16 protein-coding genes and 1 pseudogene are annotated in these 20981 nt (G+C 69.4%); 11 read left to right on the forward strand and 6 right to left on the reverse strand.

What is annotated here, in order from left to right; all coding sequences use genetic code 11:
- Window positions 1-564 precede the first annotated feature (564 nt).
- Window positions 565-2847 (reverse strand): (Fe-S)-binding protein, encoded by a 2283-nt coding sequence (locus tag AMK31_RS26235; RefSeq protein WP_073943121.1) that lies wholly within the window; start codon window positions 2845-2847, stop codon window positions 565-567.
- Between the two features lie 371 nt (window positions 2848-3218).
- Here AMK31_RS26235 and dnaK point away from each other — a divergent pair, with 371 nt between their 5' ends.
- From dnaK to AMK31_RS26255, 4 genes are read left to right on the forward strand one after another with little or no spacing between them, the layout of a single operon-like run.
- Complete coding sequence (gene dnaK / locus AMK31_RS26240; protein WP_073943122.1) at window positions 3219-5054, forward strand: molecular chaperone DnaK; 1836 nt, start codon at window positions 3219-3221, stop codon at window positions 5052-5054.
- Window positions 5051-5719 carry a nucleotide exchange factor GrpE gene (gene grpE / locus AMK31_RS26245; RefSeq protein ID WP_073943123.1) on the forward strand — a complete coding sequence of 223 codons (669 nt, stop codon included), beginning with the start codon at window positions 5051-5053 and terminating at the stop codon, window positions 5717-5719. The genes dnaK and grpE overlap by 4 nt, the downstream gene beginning before the upstream one ends.
- A gap of 36 nt (window positions 5720-5755) precedes the next feature.
- Entirely contained in the window at window positions 5756-6931 is a 1176-nt protein-coding gene (dnaJ, locus tag AMK31_RS26250; protein WP_073943124.1) for a molecular chaperone DnaJ, read from the forward strand.
- Between the two features lie 5 nt (window positions 6932-6936).
- A complete protein-coding gene (locus tag AMK31_RS26255; RefSeq protein WP_073943125.1) occupies window positions 6937-7389 on the forward strand; it encodes a heat shock protein transcriptional repressor HspR in 453 nt (150 codons plus the stop codon).
- A gap of 97 nt (window positions 7390-7486) precedes the next feature.
- Here AMK31_RS26255 and AMK31_RS26260 read toward each other — a convergent pair whose 3' ends face one another.
- Complete coding sequence (locus AMK31_RS26260; protein ID WP_073943126.1) at window positions 7487-9901, reverse strand: PA14 domain-containing protein; 2415 nt, start codon at window positions 9899-9901, stop codon at window positions 7487-7489.
- Window positions 9902-9985: 84 nt separating this feature from the next.
- Window positions 9986-11701 carry a fibronectin type III domain-containing protein gene (locus tag AMK31_RS26265; RefSeq protein WP_073943127.1) on the reverse strand — a complete coding sequence of 572 codons (1716 nt, stop codon included), beginning with the start codon at window positions 11699-11701 and terminating at the stop codon, window positions 9986-9988.
- Between the two features lie 217 nt (window positions 11702-11918).
- Here AMK31_RS26265 and AMK31_RS26270 point away from each other — a divergent pair, with 217 nt between their 5' ends.
- Both AMK31_RS26270 and AMK31_RS26275 read left to right on the forward strand, forming a co-directional pair.
- On the forward strand, window positions 11919-13028 hold the full coding sequence (locus tag AMK31_RS26270; protein ID WP_073943128.1) for a sugar ABC transporter substrate-binding protein: 1110 nt from the start codon (window positions 11919-11921) through the stop codon (window positions 13026-13028).
- A 299-nt stretch (window positions 13029-13327) separates the two neighbouring features.
- Entirely contained in the window at window positions 13328-14362 is a 1035-nt protein-coding gene (locus tag AMK31_RS26275) for a helix-turn-helix transcriptional regulator (RefSeq protein WP_073943129.1), read from the forward strand.
- A 37-nt stretch (window positions 14363-14399) separates the two neighbouring features.
- Here the strand turns inward: AMK31_RS26275 and AMK31_RS26280 are convergent, their stop codons facing one another.
- Window positions 14400-15383 carry a helix-turn-helix transcriptional regulator gene (locus AMK31_RS26280; RefSeq protein ID WP_073943130.1) on the reverse strand — a complete coding sequence of 328 codons (984 nt, stop codon included), beginning with the start codon at window positions 15381-15383 and terminating at the stop codon, window positions 14400-14402.
- Between the two features lie 154 nt (window positions 15384-15537).
- On the opposite strand from AMK31_RS26280, the gene AMK31_RS40480 reads away from it, so the two are divergent.
- Window positions 15538-15750, forward strand: coding sequence for a hypothetical protein (locus AMK31_RS40480; RefSeq protein ID WP_143204258.1), 213 nt, complete (start codon window positions 15538-15540; stop codon window positions 15748-15750).
- The gene (locus tag AMK31_RS26285; protein ID WP_043502721.1) at window positions 15747-16082 is read left to right on the forward strand and encodes a hypothetical protein; all 336 of its coding nucleotides are present in this window, start codon (window positions 15747-15749) and stop codon (window positions 16080-16082) included. The genes AMK31_RS40480 and AMK31_RS26285 overlap by 4 nt, the downstream gene beginning before the upstream one ends.
- A 142-nt stretch (window positions 16083-16224) precedes the next feature.
- Here AMK31_RS26285 and AMK31_RS26290 read toward each other — a convergent pair whose 3' ends face one another.
- Entirely contained in the window at window positions 16225-16644 is a 420-nt protein-coding gene (locus AMK31_RS26290; RefSeq protein WP_073943131.1) for a pyridoxamine 5'-phosphate oxidase family protein, read from the reverse strand.
- Window positions 16645-16743: 99 nt separating this feature from the next.
- Here AMK31_RS26290 and clpB point away from each other — a divergent pair, with 99 nt between their 5' ends.
- Entirely contained in the window at window positions 16744-19377 is a 2634-nt protein-coding gene (clpB, locus tag AMK31_RS26295) for an ATP-dependent chaperone ClpB (RefSeq protein WP_073943132.1), read from the forward strand.
- Window positions 19378-19500: 123 nt separating this feature from the next.
- Entirely contained in the window at window positions 19501-20028 is a 528-nt protein-coding gene (locus tag AMK31_RS26300) for a YbjN domain-containing protein (RefSeq protein ID WP_073943133.1), read from the forward strand.
- Window positions 20029-20133: 105 nt separating this feature from the next.
- On the opposite strand, the pseudogene AMK31_RS41665 reads toward AMK31_RS26300, so the two are convergent.
- Window positions 20134-20217 (reverse strand): annotated as a pseudogene (locus tag AMK31_RS41665) (aminotransferase class I/II-fold pyridoxal phosphate-dependent enzyme); the annotation flags it as partial.
- Window positions 20218-20409: 192 nt separating this feature from the next.
- Between AMK31_RS41665 and AMK31_RS26310 the strand changes: the two are divergent.
- Window positions 20410-20964, forward strand: a complete 555-nt coding sequence (locus tag AMK31_RS26310) for a Uma2 family endonuclease (RefSeq protein WP_073943134.1) — start codon at window positions 20410-20412, stop codon at window positions 20962-20964.
- Window positions 20965-20981: the final 17 nt, after the last annotated feature.

A 20981-nucleotide genomic window follows, 5' to 3' on the forward strand; every position in this document is an offset into this window, starting at 1 on the left:
GCCTCGCGAGGCTCACCGCCCGGCGGTCACACCACTCCCCACGGCACCTGCTCCGCTCTTCGAGCCGGCCCCGCTTCCTCCTCACCGCAGCCCGTACGGCCTGGACTTAACCATCGACGGCGCTGCCACCGTGGCCGTACGCCCTTACCTGGTGGTGTCGCTGGGGTCGCACCGGGCCCATCGCGTGGAGGTGGCCTGATGGAAGCGGACGGCGAACGGCCCGAGCCGAAGGCCGCGCAGGCCTGGCCTGAAGCAGCTTCGGCTCGGTATGGGAAACCAGCTCCTCGGCCACGCGCACGCCCTGCTTCCGGCAGCTCCGGCAGGCGAACTGCGCTACCTCGCCGAGTGCCTGACCGAGGCCCTGAGTGACGCTCTGCGCATCGCTGAGAGTCGAGGGCAGCGGTGCGGCCCTGCGAGGCAGTACGGCCCGTGAGTTCGCTGATCAGCCGTGGCGACGGTGGCGAACCCGGTTTCGAGGCGTAGACGGCGGCTCCGGTGGGGCGAACGGCGACGCCCCCACATCCGCAACGGACATGGGGGCGTAGGCCGTACCGAACGGGACGGTTACTTCACCGGCTCCGGCTCCGGCGTGCTCTCCGTCTCCGCCGAGCCCTCCGGGTCCACCGGGGTCTTGACGGAGTCCAGCAGGAGCTGGGCGACGTCGACGACCTGGATGGACTCCTTGGCCTTGCCGTCGTTCTTCTTGCCGTTGACGGAGTCGGTCAGCATGACCAGGCAGAACGGGCAGGCGGTGGAGACGATGTCGGGGTTGACCGACAGGGCCTCGTCGACGCGCTCGTTGTTGATGCGCTTGCCGATGCGCTCTTCCATCCACATCCGCGCGCCGCCGGCGCCGCAGCAGAAGCCCCGCTCCTTGTGGCGGTGCATCTCCTCGTTGCGCAGGCCGGGGACCTTGCCGATGATCTCGCGCGGGGGCGTGTAGATCTTGTTGTGGCGGCCCAGGTAGCACGGGTCGTGGTAGGTGATGATGCCCTCGACCGGGGTGACGGGGATCAGCTTGCCCTCGTCGACCAGGTGCTGGAGCAGCTGGGTGTGGTGGATGACCTCGTAGTCGCCGCCGAGCTGCGGGTACTCGTTGCCGAGGGTGTTGAGGCAGTGCGGGCAGGTGGCGACGATCTTCTTCGCCGACTTCGGCTTCGCGGACTCCGGGACGACCTTGCCCTCGTCGTCCAGCTCCTCGCCGAACGCCGTGTTCAGGGCCATCACGTTCTCCATGCCCAGTTCCTGGAACAACGGCTCGTTGCCCAGGCGGCGGGCGGAGTCACCCGTGCACTTCTCGTCCCCGCCCATGATCGCGAACTTCACGCCCGCGATGTGGAGGAGCTCGGCGAAGGCCTTCGTGGTCTTCTTGGCGCGGTCCTCGAGGGCGCCGGCGCAGCCGACCCAGTACAGGTACTCGACCTCGGAGAGGTCCTCGATGTCCTTGCCGACGACCGGGACCTCGAAGTCGACCTCCTTGGTCCACTCCAGGCGCTGCTTCTTCGCCAGGCCCCAGGGGTTGCCCTTCTTCTCCAGGTTCTTGAGCATCGTGCCCGCCTCGGACGGGAACGCGGACTCGATCATGACCTGGTAGCGGCGCATGTCGACGATGTGGTCGATGTGCTCGATGTCGACCGGGCACTGCTCGACGCAGGCGCCGCAGGTGGTGCAGGACCACAGGACGTCCGGGTCGATGACGCCGTTCTCCTCGGCGGTGCCGATCAGCGGGCGCTCGGCCTCGGCGAGAGCGGCGGCGGGGACGCCGGCCAGCTGCTCCTCGGAGGCCTTCTCCTCGCCCTCCATGGTCTTGCCGCCGCCGGCCAGCAGGTACGGGGCCTTGGCGTGGGCGTGGTCCCGGAGGGACATGATCAGCAGCTTCGGCGAGAGCGGCTTGCCCGTGTTCCAGGCGGGGCACTGCGACTGGCAGCGGCCGCACTCGGTGCAGGTGGAGAAGTCGAGCAGGCCCTTCCAGGAGAACTGCTCGACCTGGGAGACGCCGAAGACGTCGTCGTCGCCCGGGTCCTCGAAGTTGATCGGCTTGCCGCCGGACGTCATGGGCTGGAGGCCGCCCAGCGCGGTCTCGCCCGTCGCGTTGCGCTTGAACCAGATGTTCGGGAAGGCCAGGAAGCGGTGCCAGGCCACACCCATGTTGGTGTTGAGCGAGACCGTGATCATCCAGATCATGGTCGTGCTCAGCTTGATCATCGCGAACAGGTAGACGAGGTTCTGCAGCGTCGCGACGCTCAGGCCCTTCAGGGCGAGGATCAGCGGGTACGAGGCGAAGTACGCGGCCTCGTAGTGGTCCACGTGGTGCAGGGCGCCTTCGAGGCCCCGCAGCACGTAGATGGCGAGGCCGATGGTGAGGATGACCCACTCGACGAAGTACGCCTGGCCCATCTTCGAACCGGCGAAGCGGGACTTGCGGCCCGGCCGGGACGGCAGGTTCAGCAGGCGGATCACCATCAGCACGGCGATGCCGAGGACCGTCATCGAGCCGATGAACTCGATGTACATCTCGTACGGCAGGAAGCCGCCGATGACCGGAAGCGTCCAGTCGGCCTGGAAGAGCTGGCCGTACGCGGTGACGATGGTCGGCGGCAGCGTCAGGAAGCCGATGGCCACGAACCAGTGGGCGACACCGACGATGCCCCAGCGGTTCATCCGGGTGTGCCCCAGGAACTCGCGGACCAGGGTCACGCTGCGCTGGTAGGGATTGTCCGTCCGGGTACCTGCCGGAACCGGCTGGCCCAGCTTGAAGTACCTGACGAACTGGCCGATTGCGCGTGCGAGCAGCGCAACACCGACCACGGTCAGGACCAGCGACACGATGATCGCGGCGAGTTGCATTGGGGGCTCCTCGGGCCTGCGAGGGTTACTGAGCGGTAGCTTATGCAGTCCGTCTGAGACTACCCGTATCTTCCGCCGCACTGTAGCCGGGCGCCAGGTGATCTGAATCGCTCAGGGTTGCCTCAGCAACGTGGGGAAGTGTTCCGCCCGCCGATGGTGTTACTCGTATCAAAGCAGTGCATTTGCCGCCCCGCACGTCCCCTCCCTTCCGCTCCCGTCCGCTGCCGTCACGGCCTCCGGTGCCGTGCGCTCACTCTTGCGTGTAAGCGGCGGATAAGAGTTGAGCCGACTCGGCTCAGGTCTGTTGACCCGGCGGGGGTCGTCGTGCACACTTGAGCCTGTTCCACTCAAGTCAGCTGGAGGAATCAACCATGGCACGTGCGGTCGGCATCGACCTGGGCACGACTAACTCCGTCGTCAGCGTTCTGGAGGGCGGCGAGCCCACCGTCATCACCAACGCCGAGGGCGCCAGGACCACGCCGTCCGTCGTCGCCTTCGCCAAGAACGGCGAGGTGCTGGTCGGCGAGGTGGCCAAGCGCCAGGCCGTCACCAACGTCGACAGGACCATCCGGTCGGTCAAGCGCCACATGGGCACCGACTGGAAGATCGAGCTCGACGGCAAGCCCTTCAACCCGCAGCAGATCAGCGCCTTCGTGCTGCAGAAGCTGAAGCGGGACGCCGAGGCCTACCTGGGCGAGAAGGTGACCGACGCGGTCATCACCGTCCCGGCGTACTTCAACGACGCCGAGCGCCAGGCCACCAAGGAGGCCGGCGAGATCGCCGGTCTGAACGTGCTGCGCATCGTCAACGAGCCGACGGCCGCCGCCCTGGCGTACGGCCTCGACAAGGACGAGCAGATCATCCTGGTCTTCGACCTCGGTGGCGGTACGTTCGACGTCTCGCTGCTGGAGATCGGCGACGGCGTCGTCGAGGTGAAGGCCACCAACGGTGACAACCACCTCGGTGGTGACGACTGGGACCAGCGCGTCGTCGACTACCTGGTCAAGCAGTTCCAGTCCGGTCACGGCGTGGACCTCTCCAAGGACAAGATGGCGCTCCAGCGCCTGCGCGAGGCCGCCGAGAAGGCGAAGATCGAGCTGTCCTCGTCCTCCGAGACCTCGATCAACCTCCCCTACATCACCGCCTCCGCCGAGGGCCCCCTGCACCTCGACGAGAAGCTGACCCGCGCCCAGTTCCAGCAGCTGACCGCGGACCTGCTGGAGCGCTGCAAGACGCCGTTCCACAACGTCATCAAGGACGCCGGCATCTCCCTCAGCGAGATCGACCACGTCGTCCTCGTCGGCGGCTCGACCCGTATGCCCGCCGTCGCCGAGCTCGTCAAGGAGCTGACCGGCGGTAAGGAGGCCAACAAGGGTGTGAACCCGGACGAGGTCGTCGCCATCGGCGCCTCGCTCCAGGCCGGTGTCCTCAAGGGTGAGGTCAAGGACGTCCTGCTCCTCGACGTGACCCCGCTGTCCCTCGGCATCGAGACCAAGGGCGGCATCATGACCAAGCTCATCGAGCGGAACACGACGATCCCGACCAAGCGGTCCGAGATCTTCACCACCGCCGAGGACAACCAGCCGTCCGTGCAGATCCAGGTCTACCAGGGCGAGCGCGAGATCGCGGCGTACAACAAGAAGCTCGGCATGTTCGAGCTGACCGGTCTGCCGCCGGCGCCGCGCGGCGTCCCGCAGATCGAGGTCTCCTTCGACATCGACGCCAACGGCATCATGCACGTGACCGCGAAGGACCTGGGCACGGGCAAGGAGCAGAAGATGACCGTCACCGGCGGCTCCTCGCTGCCGAAGGACGAGGTCGACCGCATGCGCGAGGAGGCCGAGCGGTACGCGGAGGAGGACCACAAGCGCCGCGAGGCCGCCGAGACCCGCAACCAGGGCGAGCAGCTCGTCTACCAGACCGAGAAGTTCCTCAAGGACAACGAGGACAAGGTCCCCGGCGAGATCAAGACCGAGGTCGAGGCCGCCGTCGCCGAGCTGAAGGAGAAGCTCAAGGGCGAGGACACCGCCGAGATCCGCACCGCCACGGAGAAGGTCGCGGCCGTCTCCCAGAAGCTGGGCCAGGCCATGTACGCCGACGCCCAGGCCTCGCAGGCGGCCCCGGGCGGCGCCGAGCAGCCCAAGGCCGACGACGACGTGGTCGACGCCGAGATCGTCGACGACGAGCGCAAGGACGGTGCCGCGTGACGGAGGAGACCCCGGGCTTCGAGGAGAAGCCCGACGTCCCCTCCGGCGCCACCCCTGACGACGCCGAGCCGAAGGCCGCCTCCTCCTCGGAGGAGGGGGCGGCCCCGGCCGGGGACGCGAACGAGAACGCGGGTCTGGTGGCCCAGCTGGACCAGGTGCGCACCGCGCTCGGCGAGCGCACCGCCGACCTCCAGCGGCTCCAGGCCGAGTACCAGAACTACCGCCGCCGGGTCGAGCGCGACCGGATCGCGGTCAAGGAGATCGCCGTCGCGAACCTCCTGACCGAGCTCCTGCCCGTCCTCGACGACATCGGGCGCGCGCGGGAGCACGGCGAACTCGTCGGCGGCTTCAAGTCGGTGGCGGAGTCGCTGGAGACCGTGGCGGCCAAGATGGGCCTGCAGCAGTTCGGCAAGGAGGGCGAGCCCTTCGACCCGACGATCCACGAGGCCCTGATGCACTCGTACGCGCCGGACGTCACGGAGACGACCTGCGTCGCGATCCTCCAGCCGGGGTATCGCATCGGCGAGCGCACCATCCGCCCCGCGCGGGTCGCCGTCGCCGAGCCCCAGCCGGGCACGCAGACGGTCAAGGCCGAGAACTCCGAGTCCGGCGCGGGCGCGGAGAAGGCCGACGACAAGGAGAACGGTGGCCCGGAGGAGGGCTGACGTTATAACGCACGCAGGAGAGGAGGGACGTCGGGGATGAGCACCAAGGACTTCATCGAGAAGGACTACTACAAGGTCCTCGGCGTCCCCAAGGACGCCACCGAGGCCGAGATCAAGAAGGCGTACCGGAAGCTCGCCCGCGAGTTCCACCCGGACGCCAACAAGGGCAACGCCAAGGCCGAGGAACGCTTCAAGGAGATCTCCGAGGCGAACGACGTCCTCGGCGACCCCAAGAAGCGCAAGGAGTACGACGAGGCCCGCGCCCTCTTCGGCAACGGCGGCTTCCGGCCCGGCCCCGGCGCCGGCGGCGGATCGTTCAACTTCGACCTGGGCGACCTCTTCGGCGGCGCCCAGGGCGGCGGCGGGGGCGGCGGCTTCGGCGGCGGTCTCGGCGATGTCTTCGGCGGCCTGTTCAACCGGGGCGGGCCGGGCACCACGCGCACCCAGCCCCGGCGCGGCCAGGACATCGAGTCCGAGGTCACCCTGAGCTTCATCGAGGCGATCGAGGGCGCCACCGTCCCGCTGCGGATGTCCTCGCAGGCACCGTGCAAGGCCTGTTCCGGCACCGGCGACACGAACGGCACACCGCGCGTGTGCCCGACCTGCGTCGGCACCGGCCAGGTGGCGCGCGGCTCCGGCGGCGGCTTCTCACTCACCGACCCGTGCCCGGACTGCAAGGGCCGCGGTCTGATCGCGGAGCACCCCTGCGAGGTCTGCAAGGGCAGCGGCCGGGCGCAGTCGTCCCGCACCATGCAGGTGCGCATCCCGGCCGGGGTGAGCGACGGCCAGCGGATCCGGCTGCGCGGCAAGGGCGCGCCGGGCGAGCGCGGCGGCCCGGCGGGCGACCTGTACGTGGTCGTGCACGTCAAGGACCACCCGGTGTTCGGCCGCAAGGGCGACAACCTCACCGTCACCGTCCCCGTGACCTTCGCGGAGGCGGCGCTCGGCGGCGAGGTGCGGGTGCCGACCCTGGGCGGCCCGGCCGTCACCCTGAAGCTGCCCCCGGGCACGCCCAACGGGCGCACCATGCGGGCGCGGGGCAAGGGCGCGGTCCGCAAGGACGGGACGCACGGGGATCTGCTGGTCACCGTGGAGGTGAGTGTCCCGACGGAGTTGTCGGGGAAGGCTCGTGACGCACTCGAGGCGTATCGCGAGGCGACCGCGGGCGAGGACCCGCGGGCGGAGCTGTTCCAGGCCGCGAAGGGAGCATGAGTCTGATGGACGGCCGTCGACGCAATCCGTATGAACTGACCGACGAAACCCCGGTCTACGTCATCTCGGTGGCGGCCCAGCTCTCCGGCCTGCACCCGCAGACGCTGCGCCAGTACGACCGCCTGGGCCTGGTCTCCCCGGACCGCACCGCGGGCCGGGGCCGCCGCTACTCGGCCCGCGACATCGAACTGCTCCGCCAGGTGCAGCAGCTGTCGCAGGACGAGGGCATCAACCTGGCCGGCATCAAGCGCATCATCGAACTGGAGAACCAGGTCGCGGCCCTGCAGGCCCGGGTCGCCGAGCTGCAGTCCGCGCTCGACGGCGCGGCGGCGGCCATGCGCCAGCGGGAGGCCGCGGTGCACGCGTCGTACCGGCGCGACCTGGTCCCGTACCAGGAGGTCCAGCAGACCAGCGCGCTGGTGGTGTGGCGGCCGAAGCGCCAGCAGCAGTCGGACTGAACGGGCGGCGAACGCGTCGAGGGGCCCGGAGGATACGTTCCTCCGGGCCCCTCTTCCGTCTCGCGACGGGTCGGTTCGTGTCCGTTCTCGCGTCCGGTCAGAGCCAGTCGTCCCAGATGCCGTAGGCGTTCTCCTGGACGACCTTCTCGTTGCCCTCCGGGTCGATGTAGACCGCCCGGTAGTAGTACAGGCCGAGCCGGTCCTCGTGCACCGTCCGGTCCATGTGGAACTGCGGGTCGTCGACCTTGCCCGTGGCGAACAGGGTCCACGTCCCGGCGGCCGGGTCCCACTTCTCCCAGCGGTAGTCCGTGTAGTTCTCGCAGGGCATGTCGTAGATGGTCTGCCCGCAGCGGACGTAGAGCTCCGGGTACTGGTCCTCGGTGACGTCGGTCGCGGTCCAGCCCGGCGGCCGGGTGTCGGGCAGCGTCACCGAGATCTCGGCGGGGTGCAGGACGTCGATCGGCTCGTCGTCGTACTGGAGCCGGCCGTCGCTGGCGGCCACCTTGTACACGTGGGCGGCGCCGTCGGGGACCGTCGGGCAGATGATCTCGGTGGCGGCCATGGAGCTGCTCCTCCAGCAGTTCTCCTCCCAGACCGTCTCACCGCTGTCCGGGTCCTTGACGCCCTGCCACACGTGGTAGCCGGTGACGTCGTCGTCGGCGGCCGGCGGGGTCCAGGTCAGGCGGACGCCGAGCGGGATGTGCTCCGCGGCCAGGTTCTCGACCGGTGCCGGGCGCACGGTGTCCGGCGTGGTCGCCGTGGCGGCCGGGCCGGGCTGCGACTCCTTCCCGTACGGGTCGACGGTCACGACGCGGTACTCGTACGTCGTCTCCGACTTGCCCTGGACGTCCCAGCAGGTGCCGTTGATCTGCTTGCGGGCGGCGTAGGGGGCGTCGTCGTCCGCCCACGTCACGTAGACGGCCGGGGCCTCCAGCGGCTTGTCGTACGAGGAGTTCGGCTTGCACTGGTCCACGACGGCGCTCTCGCCGGTCGCCGGGTCGGTGCGGACGATCCTGTACCTGGGGAAGGGCCCCTCGTCGATGATCCACGGGTCGACGCTGCTCCAGGAGACCATCACGCCTTCGCCGAACCTGTAGGCGGTGGTCTTGAACGCGGGGATCGCCTCCGGCCGGTCGGCCATCTTCAGCGTGATCTCCACCGGCTTGGCGGCGTTGCCCTTGGCGTCCACCGAGCGCACCGCGTACCGGTAGCCGTCGGCGACGGCGGCCACCTGGCGCGGCACCACGTCGGTCTCCGTGGTGGTGCCCCCGCCGGGCAGCGCGTCGACATGACCGCCGGTCGCCGGGTCGTACTGGACGACCCGGTAGGAGGCGGCCCCGGTGACGGGCGACCAGACCAGGTGCGGAACGCCCTCCCGGTACTCGACGCGGACGTCCGTGACGGGGGCCGGCGGGGTCAGGTCGGGGGTGGTGAACGTCGTGGCGGCCGAGTACGCCGACCAGTTCCCGGCGGCGTCCCGGGCCCGGCCCCGGTAGGTGACCTTGCTGCCGTCGGCCGGGTACCCGGTGTCGCAGATCGCGCCCTTGGCGCCGGAGTAGACGGTGCTCCAGGTGTTCGTGGCGGCGTCGAGCCGCTGCATCTCGTACCAGGCGATGTCGGCGGCGTTCGCCGCGGTGGTGACCAGCTGCGGGGCCGCGTAGGGCTGGTCGGGCGGGCACGCGTCCCACTCGACGAACGGCGCGGCGGGCGGCGTCTTGTCGATGGTGGTGACGAGCTGGTCGGCGGACCCGCCCGACTCGTTGCCGGCCTTGTCGGCGGCGCGGACCTCGTAGTAGTAGGAGGCGCCGGTCTTGGGCAGGGTGGAGTCGGTGTAGGAGGTGGCGGTGGTCGTCGCGAGCGGGGTGGCGGGGTAGGACGCGCCCTTGAGCCGTCGGTAGACGCGGTAGTTCGCGAGGTCCATTTCCTTGTTCTTGGACCAGGTGAGCTTGGCTTTGCCGGTGGCGTTGTCGTAGGTGACGGTGCCGCCGGTGGGTGTGAGGGGCTTGACCTTGTCGACGGTGGCGGAGGTGCGGGGGGTGTAGGCGAACTTGACGTTCGCGGTGCCGGTCCAGTTGACGAAGTCGACGCGCAGGGTGTGTTTGCCGGAGGGGATGGTGACGTTGACGGTCTGTTTGGCGGTCGTCGACACGTTCTTCCACAGGTCGACCTTGCGGGTGCCGTCGAGGTAGACGCGTATGCCGTCCTGGGCGGAGGCGGTGAACGTGAAGGGTCCGCCGGAGCCGAAGTCGCGGGTGAGGGTCCAGCGGACGCCGAAGTTGTTCGACGGGACGCCGGAGACCGGTGCGCCCGTTCCCCAGTTCTGGTCGATCGCGCTGTCGCAGTCCGTTTTCTTCGGAGTGCCGGAGAAAGTGGTGTTCGCGAAGAACTGGCGCTTGAAGACGGGGGAGGCGCAGTCGGTGGTCGCGGCGGCGGGGCTCGCGACCGTGGTGAGCACTCCGCCCGCCGTGGCGAGTACCAGGGCGGTGGCCGTGGCACGTCTGGCTGGTTTCATGGGTCCTTCGGTCCTGTTCGGCGACAGCTTGATCAGATATCGCCGAACAGGACCACCCGGAACCGCGAACGGTTGTACGGGACCTCAGCCGGTTGCCGGCGCGGTCACGGCCCAGTCACCGGCCGGCGTGGTCTCCGTGCCGTCGGCGGACACGCCCGTGACCCAGTAGAAGGACGTGGTGCCGCGCCGGGCGCCGGTGTCGAAGTAGGTGAAGGCTCCGGCACCGAGTTCCTTGACCTTCTCGTACGCCGAGGTGGTCGGGTTCCAGCGGTAGACGCGATAACCGCCGGCCTGTTCCGGCGCGGACTCGGACAGTCCGTGCCATTCGAGCAGGTTGCCCTCGTCGCCCTCCGCGCCGGTCGCCTCCAGGGTGAGCGGCGAGCCCTCGGGCGTCGCCGTGCCCGGCGTCATGTCCAGCTCGGTCGCGGTCACGATCTCGGCCTCGCCGGTCGCCTCGAACGTGGAGTTCCAGGAGTCGTCCACGGCGTCGACGATGAAGCAGCTCTCCTCGCCGTCCGGCAGGGTGGTGTAGGCGTACGAGGTGGTGTCGGCCGACAGGTAGTAGCCCGGGTAGAGGGAGCAGACCTTCTCCTCCTCGTCCCCCCACAGCTCGCCCCGGCGGACCACGTAACGCGCGAGGTCCGGCGTCGGGTTGGCGTCCCAGCTGACGTGGAAGCCGTACTCCGTCGGGGTGACCTTCACGCCGGTGACGGGGGACGGCGGGGTGAGGTCCTTCCGCTTGCCGCTCGCGGCGGCGGACCGCGCGGACTCGTTGCCCGCCGCGTCGAGGGCGGTCACGCGGTAGTGGGAGGTGGCGTCCTCGGGAGCCGAGCCGTCGAGGTACGACGGCTGGCCGGTGGTGCCGACGGCGGTGTACGTGCCGGTCTCGGTCGCCGCCCGGTACACCTTGTACGATGCCGCGCCCTCGACGGCGTCCCAGGTGACCCGCAGCCCGTCCTGCTCGGAGGCCACGGCGAGCCCGGCGGGCACGCCCGGCGGCGTCTGGTCGACGGTCGTGACGAGCTGGTCAGCGGACCCGCCCGACTCGTTGCCGGCCTTGTCGGCGGCGCGGACCTCGTAGTAGTAGGAGGCGCCGGTCTTGGGCAGGGTGGAGTCGGTGTAGGAGGTGGCGGTGGTCGTCGCGAGCGGGGTGGCGGGGTAGGACGCGCCCTTGAGTCGCCGGTAGACGCGGTAGTTCGCGAGGTCCATTTCCTTGTTCTTGGACCAGGTGAGCTTGGCTTTGCCGGTGGCGTTGTCGTAGGTGACGGTGCCGCCGGTGGGTGTGAGGGGCTTGACCTTGTCGACGGTGGCGGAGGTGCGGGGGGTGTAGGCGAACTTGACGTTCGCGGTGCCGGTCCAGTTGACGAAGTCGACGCGCAGGGTGTGTTTGCCGGAGGGGATGGTGACGTTGACGGTCTGTTTGGCGGTCGTCGACACGTTCTTCCACAGGTCGACCTTGCGGGTGCCGTCGAGGTAGACGCGTATGCCGTCCTGGGCGGAGGCGGTGAACGTGAAGGGTCCGCCGGAGCCGAAGTCGCGGGTGAGGGTCCAGCGGACGCCGAAGTTGTTCGACGGGACGCCGGAGACCGGTGCGCCCGTTCCCCAGTTCTGGTCGATCGCGCTGTCGCAGTCCGTTTTCTTCGGAGTGCCGGAGAAAGTGGTGTTCGCGAAGAACTGGCGCTTGAAGACGGGGGAGGCGCAGTCGGTGGTCGCGGCGGCGGGGCTCGCGACCGTGGTGAGCACCCCGCCCGCCGTGGCGAGTACCAGGGCGGTGGCGGTGGTGCGTCTGGCTGGTTTCATTCGGTCCTCTGGTCGGGATCGGACCTCCGGGCCGGGGTCCTCATGATCACGACACGTGCCGAACGTGATTGGTTGTACGGGGCGAAGCGGAATGTGGTGTTGTCATCTCGTTAAGTAGTTTTGCTTGACGCTGGGGCCCGCCGCCGCGTTGGCTTTTCAGTCACATGGGTCGCAGAGCTGCACCCACGTCCGGAAGACATCAGAAGTGAGTCCCTCCATGCGTCGTCGTATCGCCATATCCGTGGCCACGTGTTCGTTGGCCCTGTCGCTCGCCGGTTGCGGTGTGCTCGACGCGAGCAGCGACGGTGGCGACGCGACGCCGACCAAGGGCAACGACATCACGGTGGGTCTGCTGCTGCCGGAGACGGCGAACACGCGCTACGACAAGTTCGACCACCCCATCATCCGGGCGAAGGTCGCGCAGCTCACCGAGAACCGGGGCAAGGTCGAGTACGCCAACGCGGAGGCGAGCGCGAGCAAGCAGGCCCAGCAGCTGCAGAAGATGGTCGACGACCAGGTGGACGTCATCCTGCTGGACGCGGTCGACTCGCACGCCATCGCCGACGGGGTCAAGAAGGCCAAGGACGCGGGCATCCCGGTCATCGCCTACGACCGGCTGGCCGAGGGCCCGATCGACGCGTACATCTCCTTCGACAACGAGCTGGTCGGCGAGGTGCAGGGCCGCAGCCTGCTCGACGCGATGGGCCCGGACGTCGACACCTCCGACAAGATCGTGATGATCAACGGGTCGCCGACCGACCCGAACGCCAAGCAGTTCAAGGCGGGCGCGCTGTCCGAGCTGAACGGCAAGGTGCGGATCGCCCAGACCTACGACACCAAGGACTGGAAGCCGGAGAACGCCGAGGCCAACATGGCCAAGGCGATCGCGGCGATCGGCGCGAGCAACATCGCCGGTGTCTACTCCGCCAACGACGGCATGGCGGGCGGTGTCATCAAGGCCCTGGAGGCCGCCGGCGTGACCAAGCTGCCGCCGGTCACCGGCCAGGACGCGGAGCTGGCGGGCGTGCAGCGGATCGTCAGCGGCGAGCAGTACATGAGCGTCTACAAGTCCTACCCGGCCGAGGCCGAGGCCGCCGCCGAGATGGCCGTGGCGAAGGTGCAGGGCAAGGACATCCAGTTCGACGCCCTGACCCGGGACCGGGTCGACAGCCCGAGCCACCAGGACATCCCCGCGCAGCTGGTCTCCGTGGTGGCGCTGACCCGGGACAACATCAAGCAGACCGTCGTCTCCGACGGCATCTACAAGGTCTCCGAGATCTGCACCGCGCCGTACAAGGCGGCCTGCGCGGAGCTGGGCTTGAAGTAGACGGAAAGTCCTCAGGGCTTCCAAGGGTTCCGTAAGGGGAGTTCACGCCAAATCGGCGCGAACTCCCCTTCTGGGTTTCCGATGTGTGAACGTTCAACGGGGGACTTGGGGGAGGATCGCGCAGGGCGGCAACGAATGGTTGCCATCCGTTGTCGGAATGTGACGGACTGAGGCGGGTGCGAAAGCCCGCATACCGGTGGTTTCCGGCGGTCACCGTGGAGAGAGGCGTGTTGCGGAGCAGGTTCGCTCCGCGCATAGTTGCGCTGCGGAAGACGTGGAAACCGGGGGTGGGATGGGCGATGGCCGGGCACGGGACGGACGGGCATCCACACGGTGCTGACCGACTGTGCGAGGCCGGGGATCGGGTGTATTCCCGGGCCGTGCGGCGCGGCCGTGTGTCCCGCCGTGACGCCGCCGCGGCCCCCTGCCTGCTGGACCTCGCCCTGCTGCACCCCGACCCGGACGACATGGAGTGGCTGGTGCCGACCTCCCCGCAGGAGGTCATGACCCGGCTGCTGCGCGGCGTCCACGACGAGATCAGCGCCAGCCAGCGCCGGGTGGGCTCGGCGGTGGCCGCCTTCGAGTGGTACGCGGGCCTGGGCGGCCGTACGGCCGACTCCGCGGCCGGTGAGGGCACCGCCGCGATCCGGGTGCTCGACGGGCCGGCCCGCATCCAGGCGGCGCTGGACGAGGCGACGGCCGCCTGCACCACCGAGGTGCTGACCGTGCAGCCCGGCGGCATCCGGCGCGAGCACGAGCTGTCCGAGGGCCTGCACCGGGCCCTGGCGCTGCGCGGGCGGGGCGTACGGATGCGGGACCTGTACAACCACGTGGCCCGGCACGGGCAGGGCCTGCTCAACTACCTGGACCTGATGGGCGACGCGGTGGAGGCCCGCACCCTGGACGAGGTGATCGAGCGGCTGATCCTGTTCGACCGCACGGTCGCCTTCATCCCGGCCAACGCCGACCGGACGATGGCCCTGGAACTGCGTCATCCCGGCCTGGTGGCCTACCTGGTGACCGTCTTCGAGCGGCTGTGGCGGCTCGCGATCCCGCTCACCGCCGCGCTCCCCGACACCGGCATCGAGGGCATCTCGCACCGCGAGCAGTCCATCGCCGCGCTGCTCGCCGAGGGCCACCAGGACGCGGTGATCGCCGAACGGCTCGGCATCAGCGTCCGCACCTGCCGCGCCCACATCGCCCGGCTGTGCGAGACGCTGGGCGCGGCGAGCCGGACGCAACTCGGGGTGCGGATCGCCCAGGTGGGCCTGGACGGGCCGCCGCCGGCCGCGGGCCTGACCGCTCCCGGGCGTGAGTCCCCGAGTGTGCGGTGAGCCGGGGGCCCGGCTCCCGGGAGCGGCCCGCTCCGGCTCAGCGGTCCCGGTCCAGGATCCCCGCCTGGGCGATGAGGTAGCCGAGTTGGGCGCGGCTGCCGCTGCCGAGGGCGGCGGCGAGTTTGGCGATGTGGGCCCGGCAGGTGCGGACGTTCATGCCGAGGCGGCGGGCGATGGCCTCGTCGACGTGGCCCTCGATGAGCAGTTTGGCTATCGAGCGCTGGACGCCGGTGATGCCCTCCGGGGTGGACTCGTAGGGCACTTCCTCCATCAGCGGCACGGCCCGCTGCCACAACTGCTCGAAGACCCGGATGAGGTACTGGACGAGGCCGGGGTGACGCAGTTCCAGGGCGACCTGGCGGTCGTCCTGGGCCGGGATGAAGGCGACCGTGGAGTCGCAGATGATGAGCCGTTCGATCAGCTCCTCCAGGGTGCGGATCTCGACCTTGGCGCCGGCCATGCCCTCCATGTACGCGAAGGTGCTCTGACTGTGCCGCACGGTGTGCTGGTACAGGGTGCGGACGGAGATGCCGCGTTCGATCAGCGGCTTGCTGCGCTTGAGCGCCTGACTGAGGATGTGCTCCGGCCTGCTGCCCCCCGGCTGTACGGTCAGTACCTCGGTGCGGGCCTCGGCTATCGCCACGTCCAGCGCGGCATGGATCCGGTCGATGCCCTCCAGCACGGTGATGGCGTGGGTGGCCGCCGGCTGCTGGGCACTGATGGCGAGGAAGGGCTGGAAGGTGTCCGTGAGGTCGACGGAGAGCCGCCGACGGTCCTGTATCTCGCGTTCCAGGGGCTGGAGTTGCTGGGCGAGCACGATGGACGGGGGAACGGGGCGCAGCCAGTTCGCGTCATCCGGGTCGGGGTGGAGGAGAGCGAACTCAAGCAGGCAGGGAGCGGGCTTGACCTCGTCGCGGGCGATCCGCCCGGAGCTGAGGGCGGCGGCGTACAGCCGCGATCCGTCGGCGCACAGCTCAGCAATGCCGTGAGGATGTGTCGGGTTTGTGCTCTTCGGTGACAAATCTCCACCCCCCAGGGTCCTGAACGTGCAGGAACATGATGCATCTCCCTGGTGGCATTGACGTGCCTGAATGAGCCATCGTCTTGTTTCGCGGGGGAGAGGAAGCCATCAAGTGAGGACGAAGCCGACCATGAATAAGAGAATGCTTCGCTCGGTGCTTGCTACTGCCGTCGTTGCTCCGGCGCTGGCCTTGGCGGCCGGTCCTCTCGACGTCGGCTGGCGGACCCCTGCCCAGGTGGAGAGCGCGGCGGACGTGACCGGGGACGTCGGCTGGTCCGTCGAGGCGACGCCCGGCGACGTCGGCTGGAGTGTCGTGGCCGGCGGCGAGGACGTCGGCTGGTCGGAGCCGGTGGGCGCGGACGCATGACCACTCCACCCGACGACCGATCCTTCCGGCGTGAGATGGCCACCGCGTACCGTTCCGGCTGGCACTTCATCGACCTGGCCACCGCAATCCCCCACAACGGTGACTCGCTCATGGTGACCGTGTTCGGTGAGCCGGTCGTGGTCACCCGGGACGAGGACGGCGACGTACGGGCGTACCGGTGCCTGCGTCGGCCTCGCGGTGCGCCGCAACCCGTGCGGTGCGCCATCCGGTACGGAATGATCTTTGTGAATCTCGACCAGCGTGACCACCGGTTGGCGGAGCCGGAGACCCCGGACCCCATGACCATCTCGGCCACCCCCCGCAGTGCCTGACGCGATTCCCCCGTCGTAAAAGATCGCTCAGGTACTTCCCCCCGCAGCGGCGTCACCGTGACCTGAACACGGTGACGCCGCTGCAGTTTTGCCAGGTATATGCGGGTTTCGGACAGATCGGCGGTTGGCTGAAACCGGCTCTTCAGCGGGTCCTGCTGCCCATGGCCCGGGTCAGCTCGATCTCGATGACCACCCGCTCCGGGTTCGGTCCCGGCGTCCGCTCGTAGCGCTCGGCGTACCGCCGCACCGCCTCCGCCACCCGCTCCGGCTCGGTGTGCACGAAGGCCCGGCCCTCCAGCGTCGCCCAGCGTCTGCCGTCCACCTGGCAGGCGGCGACCCGTGCCCCCTCGGCCCCCGCCGCCAGCACGTTCTGCACCTTCCTGCTGGACTTGCTCGCGATCACCCGGGCCAGCCGCGCCTCGGGGTCGTAGGTCACCCCCACGGGCACCATGTGCGGGCTGCCGTCCGGGCGGGGTGTCGTCAGCGTGCACAGGTGCCGCTCCCGCCAGAAGGCGAGGTACTCCGGGTCGGGGGAACCCGGGTCTACGGAATGGGTGGCCATGGGACTGCCCCTCACTGCCTTGAGTGGAATAGACTCAACTTTGTGTACGTTACCCACGTCAGTATGGATGACGGCTGACGCCAGGAGGAGAACGCGAACGTGGACGCCGAGCTGACCAACCGGAGCCGGGACGCGATCAACGCGGCCAGCAACCGGGCCGTGACCGAGGGCCACCCGGACCTCACCCCGGCCCACCTGCTCCTCGCTCTGCTCCAGGGGCAGGACAACGAGAACATCACCGACCTGCTCGCGGCGGTCGAGGCCGACCTGGCAGCCGTCCGCGCCGGAGCCGAGAAGATCCTCGCCGGGCTGCCCAGCGTGACCGGGTCCACCGTCGCGCCGCCCCAGCCCAACCGTGAACTGCTCGCCGCCATCGCCGACGCGCAGAGCCGCGCCCGCGACCTCGGCGACGAGTACCTGTCCACCGAGCACCTGCTGCTCGGCATCGCCGCCAAGGGCGGCCAGGCCGCCGACCTGCTCAGCCGGCAGGGCGCCAGTGCCAAGAAGCTGCAGGAGGCCTTCCGGAAGGCGCGCGGCGGACGCCGGGTCACCACCGCCGACCCCGAGGGCCAGTACAAGGCGCTGGAGAAGTTCGGCACCGACTTCACCGCCGCCGCCCGCGACGGCAAGCTCGACCCGGTCATCGGCCGGGACACCGAGATCCGGCGTGTCGTCCAGGTGCTGTCCCGCCGTACGAAGAACAACCCCGTCCTCATCGGCGAGCCCGGCGTCGGCAAGACCGCCGTCGTCGAAGGCCTCGCCCAGCGGATCGTGAAGGGCGACGTGCCCGAGTCCCTGAAGGACAAGCGGCTGGTCGCGCTCGACCTCGGAGCCATGGTCGCCGGCGCCAAGTACCGGGGCGAGTTCGAGGAGCGGCTGAAGACCGTCCTGGCCGAGATCAAGGACTCCGACGGCCAGATCATCACCTTCATCGACGAGCTGCACACCGTCGTCGGCGCCGGCGCCGGCGGCGACTCGGCGATGGACGCCGGCAACATGCTCAAGCCCATGCTGGCCCGCGGCGAGCTGCGCATGGTCGGCGCCACCACCCTCGACGAGTACCGCGAGCGCATCGAGAAGGACCCCGCCCTGGAGCGCCGCTTCCAGCAGGTGCTGGTCGCCGAGCCGTCCGTCGAGGACACCATCGCGATCCTGCGCGGCCTCAAGGGACGCTACGAGGCCCACCACAAGGTCCAGATCGCCGACAGCGCGCTGGTCGCCGCCGCCACCCTCTCCGACCGGTACATCACCTCCCGCTTCCTCCCCGACAAGGCCATCGACCTCGTCGACGAGGCCGCCTCCCGGCTCCGCATGGAGATCGACTCGTCCCCCGTCGAGATCGACGAGCTCCAGCGCGCCGTCGACCGGCTCAGGATGGAGGAGCTGGCGCTCAGCCGGGAGACCGACGACGCCTCCCGCGAACGCCTGGAGAAGCTGCGCCGCGACCTCGCCGACAAGGAGGAGGAGCTGCGCGGCCTCACCGCCCGCTGGGAGAAGGAGAAGCAGTCCCTCAACCGGGTCGGCGAGCTGAAGGAGAAGCTGGACGAGCTGCGCGGCCAGGCCGAACGCGCCCAGCGCGACGGCGACTTCGACACCGCGTCCAAGCTGCTGTACGGCGAGATCCCGGCCCTGGAGCGCGACCTGGAGGCCGCGACGGAGGCCGAGGAGGCGTTGACGTCCTCCGGCGGGGCCGCGAAGGACACCATGGTCAAGGAGGAGGTCGGCGCCGACGACATCGCCGACGTCGTCGCCTCCTGGACCGGCATCCCCGCCGGACGCCTCCTGGAGGGCGAGACGCAGAAGCTGCTGCGCATGGAGGACGAGCTGGGCAGGCGCCTGATCGGCCAGACGGAGGCCGTGCGCGCGGTGAGCGACGCCGTACGCCGGTCCCGCGCCGGCATCGCCGACCCCGACCGGCCCACCGGCTCGTTCCTCTTCCTCGGCCCGACCGGCGTCGGGAAGACCGAGCTGGCGAAGGCGCTGGCGGACTTCCTCTTCGACGACGAGCGGGCCATGGTCCGCATCGACATGTCGGAGTACAGCGAGAAGCACAGCGTGGCCCGGCTGGTCGGCGCGCCGCCCGGATACGTCGGCTACGAGGAGGGCGGCCAGCTCACCGAGGCGGTCCGCCGCCGCCCGTACAGCGTGGTCCTGCTGGACGAGGTGGAGAAGGCCCACCCCGAGGTCTTCGACATCCTGCTCCAGGTGCTGGACGACGGCCGTCTCACGGACGGGCAGGGCCGCACGGTCGACTTCCGCAACACGATCCTGGTGCTGACGTCCAACCTGGGCAGCCAGTTCCTGGTCGACCCGCTGACCACCGAGGCGGAGAAGAAGGAGCAGGTCCTGGAGGTGGTGCGGACGGCCTTCAAGCCGGAGTTCCTGAACCGCCTGGACGACATCGTCGTCTTCTCCGCGCTGACCAGGGACGAGCTGGCCCGGATCGCCCGCCTCCAGATCGACCGCCTGGCCCGGCGCCTCGCCGAACGCCGCCTCACCCTGGAGGTCACCCCCGAGGCCCTGGCCTGGCTCGCCGACGAGGGCAACGATCCGGCCTACGGCGCCCGCCCGCTGCGCCGCCTGGTGCAGACCGCCATCGGCGACCGGCTCGCCAAGGAGATCCTCTCCGGCGAGATCAAGGACGGCGACACGGTCCGCGTCGACACCTTCGAGAACGGCCTCCTCGTGGGCCCGGCGGCACCGGAACCGGCGGACCTGGGCAAGACGCTCTGACCCGCTCGTGTGACCCGACCGGCCGGATCATGCCGACGGTCCCCCGACAGGCGGGGCGAGGGCTTGCCACCCCCCGCCCCGCATGGGGGAGGATGGCGGAATCCGTACGAAGGGAAATTCACGGTGAGCATCGACCCGTCCTCGATTCCGAACTTCGGGGGCCAGCCCCAGCCGCAGCCCCAAGGACCGGCGGGCCCCGTCGTCCCGAATCAGGACCTTGTGAAGCAGCTCCTGGACCAGATGGAGCTGAAGTACGTCGTCGACGAAGAGGGCGACCTCGCGGCGCCGTGGGAGCAGTTCCGTACGTACTTCATGTTCCGCGGCGAGGGTGACCAGCAGGTCTTCTCGGTGCGGACCTTCTACGACCGCCCCCACCAGATCGACGAGAAGCCCCAGCTGCTGGAGTCGATCGACGACTGGAACCGGCGCACCCTGTGGCCGAAGGTCTACACGCACACCCACGACGACGGCACCGTCCGCCTCATCGGTGAGGCGCAGATGCTGATCGGCCCCGGGGTCAACCTGGAGTTCTTCGTGTCGTCGACGGTCAGCTGGGTGCGCGCGGCCATCGAGTTCGACCGGTGGCTGGCCGAGCAGCTGGGCCTGGAGCAGGACATCAACGACGCGGAGAAGCCCGAGGACGAGGAGTAGTCAAGGCTTCCTCCGCGAGGACCGGGGCGGGCGGCGGCGCGCCGTCCGCCCTTCCACAGCCTGTGGGAAACCGCCTGACGGGCAACCGCGTGGACGTGCGGTGGTTCAGCCCGCGAGCGACTTCAGCCGCCGTACGGCTTCCTCCAGCACCCCCGTCTGCTTGCAGAACGCGAAGCGCACGAACGGCGCCCGCCGTGATCCAGCCGACGTCTTGTTGGCCTACCCATTCCTATGTCGTGCGACAGGCCCCGCTGCGGATCTCCGGTACCGACAGTGAGCGGGCCGCACCACCTGTCCGTCCGGTCTGCCGGCCGTACCGACGGGCTCGGTGACGCGGCACTGTCCGTCGTATCCTGACCACACACGGGAAGGAGCCGTTCCATGAGCGTCGACGCGATCGTGCACACCGAGTTCCCCAAGGGGTACACGGTCCTGTTCGGGGCCGACGGAAAGGTGATCATGACCCCGCAGAGCGAAGAGCACTCCAGCACCATCAGGTCGATGCAGATCGACTCCGCTCTTGCCCTCGGCCGTCACGCGAAGGTCACCTCCGATGTCTACATCGACTTCCCCGCCGACGAGAACTCCGCACCCGACCTCGCGATCCTGCGCGAGGACGCACGCAAGGAAGGCAAGCGCTACAGCTTCGAGGACGTCCTGCTGATCTCCGAGGTCGTCTCGACCTCTTCCGCACGCAAGGACTACGACGACTGCACCGCGAAGTACGGCCGTTACGGAATCCCGATCTACCTGGTGGTGGACCCCTACGCCCAGGAAGTCGTCCTCCACACCCAGCCGACCGCCACCGGTTACATCGCCGCACACACCCACAAGTACGGCACGGGCAAGCTCCCCATCCCCCTGGCAGACGGCCGCACCTTCACCCTCGACCTCGACGAACTCCCGCGCCCGGACTCCGAGGCGGACGCCCGCTGACGAGGGACTCGGCCAGG

The sequence above is a fragment of the Streptomyces sp. TSRI0107 genome (genome assembly GCF_001905845.1).
Lineage (GTDB): Bacteria > Actinomycetota > Actinomycetes > Streptomycetales > Streptomycetaceae > Streptomyces.